Source organism: Terrabacter sp. Ter38 (assembly GCF_024519435.1).
Lineage (GTDB): Bacteria > Actinomycetota > Actinomycetes > Actinomycetales > Dermatophilaceae > Terrabacter.
Window position 1 is genome coordinate 40,133 of record NZ_JALJRZ010000015.1, and the last position, 14,466, is coordinate 54,598.

General features: G+C 71.7%; 14 protein-coding genes. 10 read left to right on the forward strand and 4 right to left on the reverse strand.

Annotated elements, in window-relative coordinates; translation table 11 throughout:
* The first annotated feature begins 105 nt into the window (after window positions 1–105).
* Together NR112_RS21585 and ettA are read left to right on the forward strand one after the other, a co-directional pair.
* Window positions 106–714, forward strand: coding sequence for a single-stranded DNA-binding protein (locus NR112_RS21585; protein WP_256796331.1), 609 nt, complete (start codon window positions 106–108; stop codon window positions 712–714).
* A gap of 69 nt (window positions 715–783) precedes the next feature.
* On the forward strand, window positions 784–2,466 hold the full coding sequence (gene ettA, locus NR112_RS21590; protein ID WP_256796332.1) for an energy-dependent translational throttle protein EttA: 1,683 nt from the start codon (window positions 784–786) through the stop codon (window positions 2,464–2,466).
* A gap of 63 nt (window positions 2,467–2,529) precedes the next feature.
* Here ettA and NR112_RS21595 read toward each other — a convergent pair whose 3' ends face one another.
* Both NR112_RS21595 and NR112_RS21600 read right to left on the reverse strand, forming a co-directional pair.
* The gene (locus tag NR112_RS21595; protein ID WP_256796333.1) at window positions 2,530–3,570 is read right to left on the reverse strand and encodes a magnesium transporter CorA family protein; all 1,041 of its coding nucleotides are present in this window, start codon (window positions 3,568–3,570) and stop codon (window positions 2,530–2,532) included.
* 35 nt (window positions 3,571–3,605) lie between these two features.
* A complete protein-coding gene (locus NR112_RS21600) occupies window positions 3,606–5,051 on the reverse strand; it encodes a PLP-dependent aminotransferase family protein (protein ID WP_256796335.1) in 1,446 nt (481 codons plus the stop codon).
* A 61-nt stretch (window positions 5,052–5,112) separates the two neighbouring features.
* Here NR112_RS21600 and NR112_RS21605 point away from each other — a divergent pair, with 61 nt between their 5' ends.
* Window positions 5,113–5,832, forward strand: coding sequence for a YitT family protein (locus NR112_RS21605; protein ID WP_256796336.1), 720 nt, complete (start codon window positions 5,113–5,115; stop codon window positions 5,830–5,832).
* Window positions 5,833–5,836: 4 nt separating this feature from the next.
* Here the strand turns inward: NR112_RS21605 and NR112_RS21610 are convergent, their stop codons facing one another.
* Both NR112_RS21610 and NR112_RS21615 read right to left on the reverse strand, forming a co-directional pair.
* Window positions 5,837–6,379: a 2'-5' RNA ligase family protein gene (locus NR112_RS21610; RefSeq protein WP_256796337.1), complete on the reverse strand. Its 543-nt coding sequence runs from the start codon at window positions 6,377–6,379 to the stop codon at window positions 5,837–5,839.
* Window positions 6,380–6,392: 13 nt separating this feature from the next.
* Window positions 6,393–7,019, reverse strand: a complete 627-nt coding sequence (locus NR112_RS21615; protein ID WP_256796338.1) for a TetR/AcrR family transcriptional regulator — start codon at window positions 7,017–7,019, stop codon at window positions 6,393–6,395.
* 98 nt (window positions 7,020–7,117) lie between these two features.
* On the opposite strand from NR112_RS21615, the gene NR112_RS21620 reads away from it, so the two are divergent.
* The 7 genes from NR112_RS21620 (at window position 7,118) to NR112_RS21650 (ending at window position 14,310) form a co-directional block, all read left to right on the forward strand.
* Window positions 7,118–8,263: an acyl-CoA dehydrogenase family protein gene (locus NR112_RS21620; protein WP_256796339.1), complete on the forward strand. Its 1,146-nt coding sequence runs from the start codon at window positions 7,118–7,120 to the stop codon at window positions 8,261–8,263.
* Entirely contained in the window at window positions 8,263–9,039 is a 777-nt protein-coding gene (locus NR112_RS21625; protein ID WP_256796340.1) for an SDR family oxidoreductase, read from the forward strand. Before NR112_RS21620 ends, NR112_RS21625 begins: the two co-directional genes overlap by 1 nt.
* Before the next feature lie 200 nt (window positions 9,040–9,239).
* Complete coding sequence (locus tag NR112_RS21630) at window positions 9,240–10,304, forward strand: iron-siderophore ABC transporter substrate-binding protein (RefSeq protein WP_256796342.1); 1,065 nt, start codon at window positions 9,240–9,242, stop codon at window positions 10,302–10,304.
* The gene (locus tag NR112_RS21635) at window positions 10,301–11,380 is read left to right on the forward strand and encodes an iron ABC transporter permease (RefSeq protein WP_256796343.1); all 1,080 of its coding nucleotides are present in this window, start codon (window positions 10,301–10,303) and stop codon (window positions 11,378–11,380) included. Before NR112_RS21630 ends, NR112_RS21635 begins: the two co-directional genes overlap by 4 nt.
* Window positions 11,377–12,474 carry an iron ABC transporter permease gene (locus tag NR112_RS21640; RefSeq protein ID WP_256796344.1) on the forward strand — a complete coding sequence of 366 codons (1,098 nt, stop codon included), beginning with the start codon at window positions 11,377–11,379 and terminating at the stop codon, window positions 12,472–12,474. The genes NR112_RS21635 and NR112_RS21640 overlap by 4 nt, the downstream gene beginning before the upstream one ends.
* A 1-nt stretch (window position 12,475) precedes the next feature.
* Complete coding sequence (locus NR112_RS21645) at window positions 12,476–13,327, forward strand: ABC transporter ATP-binding protein (protein WP_256796346.1); 852 nt, start codon at window positions 12,476–12,478, stop codon at window positions 13,325–13,327.
* Window positions 13,324–14,310: a siderophore-interacting protein gene (locus NR112_RS21650; RefSeq protein ID WP_256796347.1), complete on the forward strand. Its 987-nt coding sequence runs from the start codon at window positions 13,324–13,326 to the stop codon at window positions 14,308–14,310. Before NR112_RS21645 ends, NR112_RS21650 begins: the two co-directional genes overlap by 4 nt.
* Window positions 14,311–14,466: the final 156 nt, after the last annotated feature.

Here is a 14,466-nt window from a genome sequence, read left to right on the forward strand (position 1 = left end):
TGGTGTCCACAGGCAGCTGACGGCCCACTGTCGTCCGGACCCGGCGCGTCCGAGGGTGGGTGCAGGCGGCGCGAGGCCGCCCCTGGAACCCTCCGAGGAGCAGCGATGAACGAGACCCGCATCACCGTGCACGGCAACGTCGTGAGCGAGCCTGTCGAACGACATGGCCGCAACGGCAGCATCTTCACGACCTTCCGCGTCGCCACGACGCCCTACCGCCGCACGGCCGACGGTCGCTTCGTCGACGGCGACACGAGCTTCTACAGCGTCATCGCGTTCAACGCGCTCGCGGCCAACGCCGCCTCGGCGCTGCGCAAGGGCCAGCCGGTCATCGTCGAGGGCAACCTGTCGATCAAGCAGTACGTCGGCAACGACGGCCAGCCGCGCACGTCGCCCGAGATCGACGCCGACCACGTCGGTCACGACCTGTCGTGGGGTCGCGCGAGCTTCGAGCGGGTCAGCCGCGCGGCCGCGCTCGGCCAGGACCGCACGGCCGACCCCGACGTGCAGGCGTCCGTGCGCGCCCTGGCCGAGGGCGAGTCGGCGGTCGCCGACCAGCGCCCCGCCCACGTCGACGCGGACGGGGTCGTCGACGACGACTACGACCCCGGCGCGGACTCGGCCGACGATGCGCGCGACGACGCCGGCGGGGTGCTCGCCACGGGTGATCCCGAGACCGACGACTACGACGTCGTCGAGCGGCTCACGGCCTGACGTCGACGAGGGTCCGCGAGCGCGGACACCGATTCGGTGCCGCGCTCGCTGACAGATAGCCTTCTGCGCATGGCCGAGTACATCTACACCATGACCCGTGCGCGCAAGGCACACAACGAGAAGGTCATCCTCGATGACGTCTCGATGTCCTTCTACCCCGGCGCGAAGATCGGCATGGTCGGCCCCAACGGCGCCGGCAAGTCGACGATCCTCAAGATCATGGCCGGACTCGACCAGCCGAGCAACGGCGAGGCGCGTCTGGCCCCAGGGGCGACCGTCGGCATCCTGCTGCAGGAGCCGCCCCTCAACGAGGACAAGACGGTCCTCGGCAACGTCGAGGAGGGCGCCGGCGAGATCAAGGCGAAGCTCGACCGCTACAACGAGATCTCGGTCGAGATGGCCGACCCCGACGCCGACTACGACGCGTTGCTCGCCGAGATGGGCAAGCTGCAGGAGGACATCGACCACGCCGACGCGTGGGACCTCGACAGCCAGCTCGAGCAGGCGATGGACGCCCTGCGCTGCCCGCCGCCGGACTCGCCCGTCACCAACCTCTCCGGTGGTGAGCGCCGCCGCGTCGCCCTGTGCAAGCTGCTCCTGCAGAAGCCTGATCTGCTGCTGCTCGACGAGCCCACCAACCACCTCGACGCCGAGTCGGTCCTCTGGCTCGAGCAGCACCTCGAGGGCTACCCCGGCGCCGTCATCGCGGTCACCCACGACCGCTACTTCCTCGACAACGTCGCGCAGTGGATCGCGGAGGTCGACCGTGGTCGCCTCTACCCCTACGAGGGCAACTACTCGACCTACCTCGAGAAGAAGTCCGAGCGACTGACGATCCAGGGCAAGAAGGACGCCAAGCTGGCCAAGCGGCTCAAGACCGAGCTCGAGTGGGTCCGTAGCAACGCCAAGGGCCGTCAGGTCAAGAGCAAGGCACGTCTGGCCCGTTACGAGGAGATGGCGGCCGAGGCCGAGCGCACCCGCAAGCTCGACTTCGAGGAGCTCCAGATCCCGCCGGGCCCGCGCCTCGGCTCGACGGTCATCGAGGTGAAGAACCTCAAGAAGGGCTTCGGCGAGCGCGTCCTCATCGACAACCTCTCCTTCTCCCTGCCGCGCAACGGCATCGTCGGCGTCATCGGACCCAACGGCGTCGGCAAGTCGACCCTCTTCAAGACGATCGTCGGCTTCGAGGAGCCGGACGGCGGCGAGGTCAAGATCGGGGAGACCGTCAAGATCTCCTACGTCGACCAGGGCCGCGAGGGTCTCGACCCGAAGAAGAACCTCTGGGAGATCGTGTCCGACGGCCTCGACCACATGAAGGTCGGCAACGTCGAGATCCCCTCGCGCGCCTACGTGTCGCAGTTCGGCTTCAAGGGCCCCGACCAGCAGAAGCTCTCGGGCGTCCTCTCCGGTGGTGAGCGCAACCGCCTCAACCTCGCGCTCACGCTCAAGCAGGGCGGCAACCTGCTGCTCCTCGACGAGCCGACCAACGACCTCGACGTCGAGACCCTCGGCTCCCTGGAGAACGCGCTGCTCGAGTTCTCCGGCTGCGCTGTCGTCATCACCCACGACCGGTGGTTCCTCGACCGCGTCGCGACGCACATCCTCGCCTACGAGGGCACCGAGGAGAACCCCGCCAGCTGGTACTGGTTCGAGGGCAACTTCGAGTCCTACGAGGCCAACAAGGTCGAGCGTCTCGGACCGGAGGCTGCCCGTCCGCACCGCGTCACCTACCGCAAGTTGACGCGCGACTGACCGCGAGCGACGGCGACGCCGTGGACTAGAGGGCTGGGATGCATGCATCCCGGCCCTCTCGCGTCAGATCCAGCCCTTGCGCCGGAAGACGCCGTAGAGCGTGACGGCCACTCCGGCGATGACGACCGCGCTGAGGAGCACGCCCCAAGGTCGTCCGAAACCGGGGTAGGGCACGTTCTGGCCGAACCATCCCGTCACGGCGGTTGGTACGGCGATGATCGCGGCCCAGCCGGTGAGCTTCTTCATCACCGTGTTGAGCCGGGCGTCCTGCAGCGACAGGTTGGTCTCGAAGATCGTCGTCACCATGTCGCGCAGCGACTCGGTCCACTCGGCGGCCCGAAGGACGTGGTCGTAGAGGTCGTCGTAGAAGCCGTCGAGCTCGGTGTGCCGCTGGTCGAGCTCGCCGCGGTGCCGCAGCACCGCGTTGACGACGTCGCGCATCGGCAGCACGACACGTCGCAGCTCGACGAGCTCCTTGCGCAGGCGGTAGGTGCGCACCTGGACGGCGTGCGTGCGTCCGCTCTCGTCGAAGAGGACGTCCTCGAGGTCCTCTATCGCGTCGTCGAGCTGCTGGATCGCCTCGAAGTGCCCGTCGACGACGGTGTCGAGCAGCCCGTGCACGAGTGCTCCGACGCCGACCGCGAGCAGCTCGGGGTCGTCGTTCCACCGGTCGAGCACCTGCTGCATGTCGACCTCGTCGCTGCCGCGGACGGTGATGATGCCGCCGGGCAGCACGAACGCCGAGATCCGTGCCGTGCTCAGGCGGGACTCCGGCCCCAAGGGGTCACGGCCGTCGGCGCCCGTCAAGGCGCGGCCGGGCTCGAGACGGGTGGCGTAGACGGTGAGGAAGGTGTGCTTGGCGTGCCGGGTCGCCTTCGGTCGCTCGCCGGCGGAGACGGCGTCCTCGACGGCGTGGGGGTCGAGCCCGAGCTCGGCGGCCAGCGCGCGCAGACCGGCGTGGTCCGGCTCGCACAGGTCGACCCAGATGAGGGAGTCCTCGCGATCCAGCAGCTCCGACACGTCCTCGAGCGGGAAGCCCTCGTCGACGACCTTGCCGTGCTCCCACCGGCAGGAGGTGATGCGCCCGGTTCCGTCGTTGCTCACGCGGCCAGTCTCGCAGCCCCGAGGCTCTGGCACGGTCAGGCGATGAGGGGAGTGACCTCGCGGGTCGTGGGGCGTTCGCCGAGCGCGAGCTGCCAGGCGGCGGCGAGCCGTCGACCGACCTCGTCGGCCTCGTCAGGTGCGACGCAGAAGGGCACCCGGACCCAGCGGGTGAAGCCGCCCTCCACCCCGAACTGTCCACCGCGGGCCAGTCGGACTCCGGCGGACTCGGCGACCCGGGCGAGCTCGTCGCCCCGGGCCTCCGGCAGCTCGCACCAGAGGTTGAGGCCGCCCGAGGGGACCGTGAGGCGCCAGTCGGGGACGTGCTGACGCAGGGCCGTCACGAGGGCGTCGCGCCGGGAGCGCGCCTCGCCTCGGCGCTCGGTCAGCAGGGACTCGCCCTGCCGGAGCAGGTCGGTGACGACGAGCTGCTCGAGGATCGCGGTGCCGAGGTCGAGGCTGTGACGGGCCTCGATGACGGCCTCGGCACTGCCGCGCGGTGCTCGGACCCAGCCGACCCGCAGGCCGCCCCACCACGTCTTGCCGGCGCTGCCGAGGGTGTGGGCGGCGGGGGAGGAGGCCGCGAACGGCGACGGTCGGCTCGTGGTCGTCCGGTCCTCGAGGCCGAGCTCGACGAACGTCTCGTCGATGACCGGGACCGTGTTCGCGCGGGCCAGCACGCCGCCCAGCGCCTGTCGCGTCGGGGCGTCCATGACGAGCCCGGTCGGGTTCTGGTGGTCGGGGATGAGGTATGCCGCCCGGGCGCCGCTCTGACGCAGCCCGACCTCGATCGCCTCGACGTCCCACCCCGTCGCCGTCAGCTGGGCCGGCACCGCGCGGTATGCCGAACGCCTCACTCCCACCAGGGCGTTGGGGTAGGTGGGGCTCTCGACGAGGATCCGGTCACCGATCTCGAGCTCTGAGCGCAGCACGGCCGACAGCCCGCCGTGGGCGCCCGAGGTGATGACGACCTGGTCCGGTGAGGTGGGCAGCCCTCGGCCCTCGAACCAGTCAGCCACGGCGGCGCGGGTCTCGGGCAGCCCGCGTGGGTCGTAGCCCGCCGTCGCGAGGAACCGCGGGAGCTCCAGGATGGCCCGCTCGTAGGCCGCGGTGACGCCGGCCGCGGCCGGGAGGGCGGCATACGTGAGGTCGATGACGTCCGGCGGGACGTCGGTGGGGATGAGGCCCGCCTGCGACAGCGCGAGGCCCGAGGGGCCGGTCGGCAGGCAGACGACGCTCCCGGACCCCCGGCGCGTCGCGACGAAGCCCTCGTCGCGCAGGGCGTCGAGGGCGGCACCGACGGTGGTGCGGCTCAGGCCCAGCTCGGTGGTCAGCGTGCGCTCGCTCGGCAGCCGGGTCCCGACCAGGAGGCGACCGTCGGAGACGAGCCGGCGGATGCCGTCGGCGAGGCCGCGATAGGCCGGCCGGGGGAGAGGACCGGACCCGAGAAGCAAGGCCAGTGACCGGGCCGAGATGGTGCGCACCGGTCCACTGTCGCATGACTGGCCCTTAAAAGGCAGTCCACTGGGCGGCATCATGAACGGTATGAGACGTCACGTCCCCCTCGCCAACCTCACGCCGCGCCAGCAGCTGCGCGCCGGTCGCCTCCCGCGCCGCATCATCCAGCTCCTCGTGGGGCTCGTGCTCTACGGCGTCTCCATGGCGATGATGATCCGCTCGACGCTGGGCCTCGACCCGTGGGACGTCTTCCATGCCGGGATCGCCACGCACGTGTCGCTGACCTTCGGGCAGGTGACGATCATCGTCGGTGCGCTCGTCCTGCTGCTCTGGGTTCCGCTGCGGCAGTGGCCCGGTCTCGGCACCGTGGCCAACGTCGTCGTCATCGGCATCGCCGCGGACGCGGGCCTCGCCCTCATCGCGCCGCCGGAGGCGATGTGGGCCCGGGTGCTGCTCCTCACCTCCGGCATCGTGCTCAACGGCGTCGCCGGCGGCCTCTACATCGGCAGCCAGCTCGGTCCCGGCCCCCGCGACGGGCTCATGACGGGCTTCGCGCGGCGCACCGGGCTGTCGATCCGGCTCGTCCGCACCACCATCGAGCTCGTCGTGCTCGCGGTGGGCTGGCTGCTCGGCGGACCCGTGGGCCTCGGCACCGTGCTGTATGCCGTGACGATCGGACCGTTGGTCCAGTTCTTCCTGCCCCGCCTGACCATCGACCTCGGCCATGCGGGAGCGCCCGCGTCCGCACCCGAGGAGGGCGCCGTCCCCGTGACGCCGACGTCGGCGCTGGGCTCGACGACGAGCTGAGGGGTCAGGCGCCCGCGAGGCGCCAGGACCGGAGCACCCTGCAGGCGCCCGGCTCGTACCATGCGAGGTCGAGCCGTTCGGCCCGGCACCGAGCCGGGAGGTGGGGCCCGGCGAGCCTCCGGGTCGAGTCCTCGGTGACCACGTCGGAGAGGGCGTCGAGCGTCAGGTGCGGCCCCACGTCACCGAAGCGACCGGCATACGGCGGGTGCTGGGGGAAGGCGTCCCACAGCCGTGAGGTGAGGGTGGCGAAGGGCGCCGACGGCTCGGGCAGAAGGTGGACGATGCCGTTGGGGAACGTGTCGACGGTCTCGAGCGTGAACGCGAACGGCTTCGTCCTCGCTGCGATCTCGGCGATGACGTCGAGGGCTGTCTGCGTCAGGGCGCCGAGGTCGAGGAACGGCGCGAGCGCCGTGACGTGTGCGTGGACGAAGTCCGGGTCTGCGGAGACGTAGTCGGTGCCGTAGTGCGCCGTGCGGGACAGGACGAACGGCTCGAGCGCAGGCACGGGGACCTGGAGCACCGAGTGACCGGCGACCGTCGAGGTCACGGTGGGGACGCGCTCAGTGCCCGGCGCCCACGAGCCGCAGCGCGAGGGCGGCGTTCGTCGCACCGATCTCGGCGGGGCTGCGTCGGATCGTCGGGGAGTACCAGCGGGCCACGTCGACGACGATCGAGAGCAGCGCCAGAGCCGTGTCGGCGCTGTCGTCGACGGAGAACGTGCCGTCGGCGACGCCGCGGTCGAGGACGTCGCGCACGAGCGAGTCCATCTCCTTGCGCAGCTTGAGGACCTCGGCGTGGTGCTCGGGGGTCAGGTGGTGGTGTTCGTACTGCACGACGCGGGCCACCTGGTACTGCTCGACGTGCCACTCCGTGAAGCGTGCCATGACCGTGACGAGCTGCTCGGAGGGCGTCGAGCCCTCGGCGATGGCCGAGCGCATGAGGCGCAGCGCGGACTCGTGGCCGCTGCGGCTCAGGGCGAAGAGCAGCTCCTCCTTGGAGCCGAAGTGGACGTAGACCCCGGCGGGCGAGAGCCCGGCCCCGGACGCGATGTCGCGCGTCGTCGTGGCGTGGAAGCCTGTGTCGGCGAACGCGTGGGCCGCGGCCTGCAGCAGCCGCTCGACCGTCGAGGCATCGGGGTCGGTCGTCCGGGCGCCGAGGGACGGCGGGGTCGTGGTGGGCTGCGGCACGTTGACAGCATGCCGCAGGGGAGGGAAACTAAGCAAGCGCTTAGTTACCGACGGGTACCGGCGCGTCGCACCCGTGAGCACGCCCGATGGAGGACGTTATGCCCCGCAACATCTACGACGAGGACCACGAGGCGATGCGCGCCTCCGCGCGCGAGTTCGTCGCCCGCACGCTCGCCCCGCGCGCCGAGGAGATGATCGAGGGGAAGTCGATCCCGCGCGACATCTGGCTCGAGGCCGGCAAGCAGGGCTTCTTCGGCCTCGACATCCCCGAGGAGTTCGGCGGCGCCGGCGTCGACGACTACCGCTTCAACGCCGTGGTGGCCGAGGAGATGTCGCGCTTCAACGCCGCGACGAGCTCGTGCTTCGGCATCCACTCCGACGTGTGCCCGCCCTACATCGTCGACCTCGGCACCGAGGAGCAGAAGCAGCGCTGGCTGCCCGGCATGGCGAGCGGTGAGCTCATCTGCGCCATCGCCATGACGGAGCCCTCCGGCGGCTCCGACCTGGCCGCGCTCAAGACGACCGCCGTCCGCGACGGTGACTCGTGGATCCTCAACGGCTCCAAGACGTTCATCACCAACGGCTACCAGGCCGACCTCGTCATCGTGGCGGCGCGTACCGACCCGTCCAAGGGCGCCAAGGGCATCACGCTGCTCATGGTCGAGCGCGGCATGGAGGGCTTCGAGAACGGCCGCAAGCTCGACAAGGTCGGCATGGACGAGTCCGACACGGCCGAGCTCTTCTTCGAGAACGTCCGCGTCCCCGACGAGAACCGCCTCGGCCCCGAGGGCATGGGCTTCATCTCGATGATGCAGCGCCTCCCTCAGGAGCGCGTCGGCGCCGCCGTCTCCAACGTCGCCCACGCCAAGGCGATCCTCGAGGAGACGATCCAGTACGCCAAGGACCGCAAGGCCTTCGGCCAGCCCATCGGCGCCTTCCAGCACAACAAGTTCCTCATGGCCGAGCTGGTGACCAAGATCGAGGTCGCCGAGGCCTACGTCGACGACTGCGTCGCAGCCCACGCCGAGGGCAAGCTCTCGGCCGTCGACGCCGCCAAGGCGAAGTGGTGGAGCTCCGAGGTCCAGAACGACGTGCTGGACCACTGCGTCCAGCTGCACGGCGGCTACGGCTTCATGAACGAGTACCGCGTGGCCCGCGCCTGGCGCGACGCCCGCGTCACGAAGATCTGGGCCGGCTCCAACGAGATCATGAAGGAGCTCATCGGCCGGGACCTCGGCTTCTGATGGCGGCCGACGTGGGCCGCAGGCGCCACGAGGGCGCCGTCGCGATCATCACCGGTGCCAGTCGGGGGATCGGGCTCGGCATCGCCGAGCGCCTCGTCGCCGAGGGGGCCAAGGTGGTCATCACGGCGCGCAAGCCCGAGGCGCTCGCTGAGGCCGTGGAGCGGCTCGGCGGTCCGGATCACGCCCTCGGCGTCGCGGGCAACGCGGCCGACGAGTCCCACCAGGACGAGGTCATCGCAGCGGCGCGCGAGACGTTCGGCGGGCTCCACCTGCTCGTCAACAACACCGGTATCAACCCCGTCTACGGGCCGATGCTCGACTCCGGGCTCGACATCGCGCGCAAGGTGCTCGACGTCAACGTCGTGGCGGCGTTCTCGTGGATCAAGAAGGCGGTCGCGGCGGGGCTCGGCGACGAGGCCCACCCCGGGTCCGTCGTCAACCTCGCCTCCGTCGCCGGTCAGGGCGCGAGCGGCGTCATCGGCTGGTACGGCGTGTCCAAGGCCGCACTCATCCACCTGACGACCGAGCTCGGCTACGAGCTCGGTCCCGACGTGCGGGTCAATGCCGTCGCGCCGGCCGTCGTCAAGACGAAGTTCGCCGAGGCGCTCTACGAGGGGCGCGAGGAGAAGGTCGTCCGTGCCTACCCGATGAAGCGTCTGGGTCTGCCGGAGGACGTAGCCGGCGCCGTCAGCTTCCTGCTGAGTCGCGACGCGTCGTGGGTCACCGGTCAGACGCTGACGATCGATGGTGGCGTCACCCTGGGTGGCGCGCTCTAGGAGATCGCTTGCGCCGCAAGCCGATCCGACGACTGCATCTGCCGTCCGGCCCCGTGCGACTGCACGGGGCCGGTGGCATGCCGGGACGGGTTTGACAGAAGTTAGGTGAGGCTTACTAAGGTAAGCCTAACCTAATGCTGTCTCGGGGAGTGTCCGACAGAGGTGGCTTGGGACCCGTCCCCGACAGAGAGACCGTCACCGTGTCGCGCCTTCGCACTGCCCTCCTCGCCGCCGTCGCCTCGGCCCTCGTCCTCGGCGGCTGCACCACCGGACCCGGGGACAGCTCCGACCCGGCTCCTGCCGCAGCGGCAGCGGGAGGGGGCGGGTCCCCGGGAGCCGACCCGACGGCATACCCCGTCACCCTGAAGGACGCCTTCGGCACGGCCACCATCACGAAGGAGCCGCAGCGGGTCGTCACGCTCGGCTGGTCCGACGCCGACCACGTGGCAGCGCTCGGGGTGGCCCCGGTCGGTGCCCCCAAGGTCACCTGGGGCGGCAACGCGAACCACTCGACGGACTGGTTCGACGCACAGCTGGCCACCTTCGGTGGCGCCGCGCCGACCCGCTTCGACGACGCCGACGGCAACCCCGTCGAGGAGATCGCCAGGCTGGCGCCCGACCTCATCCTCGCGACGAACTCCGGCATCACGAAGGACGAGTACGACACGCTGAGCAAGCTCGCACCCGTCGTCGCCTATCCGGAGGTCGCCTACGGCACGCCGTGGCAGACCTCGCTGGAGACGATCGGCAAGGCGCTCGGGCGCTCCACGCAGGCAGCTGCCGTCGAGGCGAAGACCGTCGGGGCGCTCGAAGGCGCCCGGGCGACGTACCCGCAGCTCGCGGGCAAGACCTTCATCTACGGCTACGTCGCCCCGACCGACCTCTCGCAGATCGGCTTCTACACCCCGAGCGACCTCCGCCCGCAGATGCTGACCGAGCTCGGCATGAAGAACGCGCCGTTCGTCGAGAAGCGGGCCCAAGGCTCCACGGAGTTCTACCTGACCGTCAGTGCCGAGCAGGCGTCGACGCTCGAGGCCGACGTCTTCCTCACCTACATCACCGAGGACTCCGAGGTCGGCGTCATGACGAAGGACCCGCTCGTCGGCCAGGTGCCCGCGATCAAGGCGGGTGCGCTCGTCGCGACGAAGGACCAGAAGGTGGGCCTGACGATGAGCTCGCCGACGCCGCTGTCCATCCCGTACATGACCGAGCTGTTCGTGCCGCTCGTGGCGGCCGCGGCCGACAAGGCCGACGCCGCCCGATGAGTGCCCCCACGACCCTCGAACGGGAGGGGCCGGTGTCGTCGACCGGCGGCGAGACCGGGGGAGCCCGGGGAGTCGGGAGTGCGCGGCGCCGCCCCCCAGGGCTCGCAGTCCTCCTGCTCGCCCTGCTCGTCGTGGCCGTCGTCACGTCGATCGCGCTCGGATCCAAGGCGATTCCTCTCGGCGACCTCCTGCAGGTGCTCACGGGGGACGGAGACGGCATGGCCGACCGCGGCATCGTCGAGGCCAGGGTCGCCAGGACGGTCGTGGGCGTCCTCGTCGGCGCCGGCCTCGCCGTCGCGGGCGCGGCGATGCAGGGGCTCACCCGCAACCCGCTCGCGGACCCCGGCCTGCTCGGCGTCAACGCCGGCGCCGGACTCGCCGTCGTCGTGGCGATCTCGGTCTTCGGCGTCGGCTCGCTCAGCGGCTACGTCTGGTGGGCGATGGCAGGTGCAGGCCTCGCGGCCGTCCTCGTCCACGCGCTCGCCGGGCTCGCCAGGGGTGGCGTGATGCCCCTGCGCCTCACGCTCGCGGGTGCAGCCGTCTCGGCCGGCCTCGCGAGCTGGTCGTCGGGGGTCCTCGTCTCGAGCCGACAGTCCTTCGACTCCTTCCGCTTCTGGCAGGTCGGCACCATCGGGGGGCGTGGCCTCGACCTCGTCGTCACCGTGCTGCCCTTCTTCGCCGTGGGGCTCGTCGTCGTCCTCCTCGCCGTGCGTCGGCTCAATGCCCTCGCCCTCGGTGACGACCTCGCCCGCAGCCTCGGAGAGAACGTCGTCCTCGCCCGCGCCGCCGTCGCCCTCGGTGTCGCCGTCCTCTGCGGCGCGTCGACGGCGCTCGCAGGGCCGATCGGCTTCCTCGGCCTCGTCGTGCCCCATGTGGCCCGCTTCGTCGTCGGCCCCGACCACCGGCGGATCGTCCCGGTGTGCCTCGTGGCCGGGCCGACGCTGCTGCTCGCCGCAGACACCGTCGGGCGCCTCGTGGCCCAGCCGAGCGAGGTGCAGGCCGGCATCATGACCGCCGTCATCGGCGTGCCCTTCTTCGTCGTGCTCGTGCGCCGCGGACGGATGGCGAGCCTGTGAACGCCGACGTGCTCACCCCGAGCGGTGCCGTCGCCGACCCGCGCGCCGTGGCGGCGGAAGAGTCCGACGACCTCGCCCGCGTCGTGCGGGCCCGGCGACGTCCGGCGCGTCGGGTGCACCTCGTCATCGCGGCCCTCGCGGTGGCTGCGCTCGCCGCCGTGCTCGTCCGCGTGCTCCTCGGCGACTACGTCGTCGCGCTCACCGACCTGCTGCTGATCCTCCGGGGCGAGACGCCGCCCGACGCGCCGGGCGCCTCCTTCATCGTCATGGAGGCCAAGCTGCCGCGTGCCCTGCTGGGGCTCCTCGCGGGTCTGGCGTTCGGGGCGGCAGGGGCGATGTTCCAGACCACCTTGCGCAATCCGCTGGCGAGCCCCGACATCATCGGCATCAGCCTCGGGGCGTCCGCCGCAGCGGTCATCGCCCTGACCTTGCTCGACGCGCAGGGCCTCTGGCTGCCGGCCGCAGCCCTGCTCGGGGCGGTGGCCGTCAGCCTGCTCATGTATGCCGTGGGCCGCGGGACGACGCTCGCCGGCCAGCGCATGGTGCTCGTCGGCATCGGCGTCGCCGCCCTCCTGTCGAGCGTCATCCAGTTCGTCATGACGCGCACCTCGATCCAGGACGCGCAGGCGGCCCTCGTCTGGCTCACCGGGAGCCTCGCGCGTGCCACGTGGCCCGTCATCGGGCTGCTCTCGGCCGCGGTGCTCGTGCTCGCGCCCCTGCTCGCCGTGTGCGCGCGGTGGATGCGCCTCGCCGAGCTAGGCGACGAGCTGTCGACGACCCTCGGGGCGCCCGCAGGTCGGGCTCGTCTCGGGCTCGTCGTCGCGGTGGCCCTCGCCGCCGTCGCGACGAGCGCGACCGGGCCCATCGCGTTCGTCGCCTTCCTCGCGGGGCCGATCGCGCGCCGGCTCTGCGGTGGCCGGCCCTCCCTGTGGGCGGCCGCCCTCGTCGGGGCCGTCGTCGTCGTGCTGTCGGACTTCGCCGGCGACTACCTCATCCCCGCCGTAAACCTCCCCGTCGGCGTCGTCACGGGCGCCCTCGGGGCACCCCTCATGCTCGCGGTCGTCGTCACCGCGGACCGAGCCGGAAAGGCCTGACATGACCTCCGCGACCCTGGCGCCCCCCATCGCTGACGGCACCGCCGTGCGCGCGCGTGGCCTGACGCTCTCCTACGACGGTCGGCGGGTCGTGGAGCACCTCGACCTCGACGTGCCGGCCGGCAGGATCACCGTCGTCGTCGGGCCCAACGGCTGCGGCAAGTCGACCCTCCTGCGCGGGCTCTCGCGTCTGTTGCACCCCATCGAGGGCAGCATCCACCTCGCCTCCGACGGCGCCCGCGACGACGTCTGGTCGCTGCGGCCCAAGGAGTTCGCCCGCCGCGTCGCGCTCCTCCCGCAGAGCCCGCCGGTCCCCGAGGGCATCACCGTCGTCGACCTCGTCGGTCGCGGTCGACACCCGCACCACACCCTCGTCCGCCGGTGGTCGGAGGCCGACGACGAGGCCGTCGCCCGGGCCATGCGCGCGACCGGGACCCTCGAGCTGGCCGAGCGACCCGTCGACGAGCTGTCCGGCGGCCAGCGACAGCGCGTGTGGATCGCCCTGACGCTGGCCCAGGAGACCGACGTCGTGCTCCTCGACGAGCCCACGACCTACCTCGACCTCGCGCACCAGATCGACGTCCTGGACCTGTTGCGCGACCTCAACCGCAGCCGGGGGACGACCGTCGTCATGGTCCTGCACGACCTCAACCTCGCGGCCCGCTACGCCGACCACGTCCTCGCCCTGCGCGACGGCCGTCTCGTCGGCAGCGGCGCGCCGGCGGACCTCGTCGACGAGGAGTTCGTGGCGCGGGTCTTCGGCCTCGGCAGCCGCGTCATCGCCGATCCCGTCACCGGCTCGCCGCTCGTCGTGCCCACCTCCACCCACCACCAGTGCGGAGCCACCTCGTGACCACGACCGCCGTCAGCCCCGTCCTGCTCCTCACTGCCGTCGTCCGACGGGTCGAGCGACTCAGTCCGTCCTTCGTCCGAATCAGTCTGGGCGGCAACGGTTTCGAGCACCTCGGGCCCGCGGGGCCCACGCTCGACCAACGCGTCAAGCTGCTCATCCCGTCGCCGGGGCGGCCCGCGCCGAGCGCGCTCCTCGACCCCGACGGGTGGTATGCCGTGTGGCTCGCGCTGCCCGAGGCGGAGCGTGGTCACCTGCGCACCTACACGGCCCGCGCCGTCGAGGGGGAGGGGGCCGACCGCCGGCTCGTCGTCGACTTCGTGCTGCACGGTCACGGTCCGCACGAGGCGGCCGGCGCCGCTGTCGGTCCCGCCGGCACGTGGGCGGCGGGTGCAGCCGTCGGCGACGAGATCGGCCTGCTCGCCCCGCGGCGTGGTCACGAACACGACTTCGGAGGGATCGAGTTCGACCCGGGGGCGGCGAGGCGTCTCGTCCTCGTCGCCGACGAGACGGCCCTCCCCGCCCTCGCCTCGATCGTCGAGTCCCTACCGGCGGGCACCCGGGGTGTGGCCGTCGTGGAGGTGCCCGACGACACGGACTTCCTCGACGTCCGCTTCCCGGCCGGGATCGAGCCTCACTGGATCGCTCGGGGAGCCCGACCCCGGGGTGAGCAGACACTCGCCGTGCTGCGCGCATGCCTGGACCTGTGCCCGCACGAGCGTGGCCTCGCGGACGCGCCGGCCCTCGGCCCTGCCGTCGACCTCGACGACGACGTGTGGGAGACCCCGACCCGCAGCTCCTCGGGCGCCGACGTCACGACGGTGAGCAACGAGCCGGGGTGGGCGGACGTCAGGGAGACGTACGCGTGGGTCGCCGGCGACTCCGACACGGTCAAGGCCTGTCGACGCCTCCTCGTGGGCGAGGGAGGCATGCCCCGTCCGCAGGTCGCCTTCATGGGGTACTGGAAGCAGGGACGCGCCAGCTGAGCAGCGCCTTCCCCACCCGCCCCGACGGGCGCGTCGCGGCACGGCGCGCCGACCGGCATACGGCCGTTTGCGCTCGACGGGCCCGGGCAGGAGAGAATGCGCTGTGCGGCCACCGTCGTCCGCAGGTCGCCACGCCGTGGCGCCGCGGCACTGCCG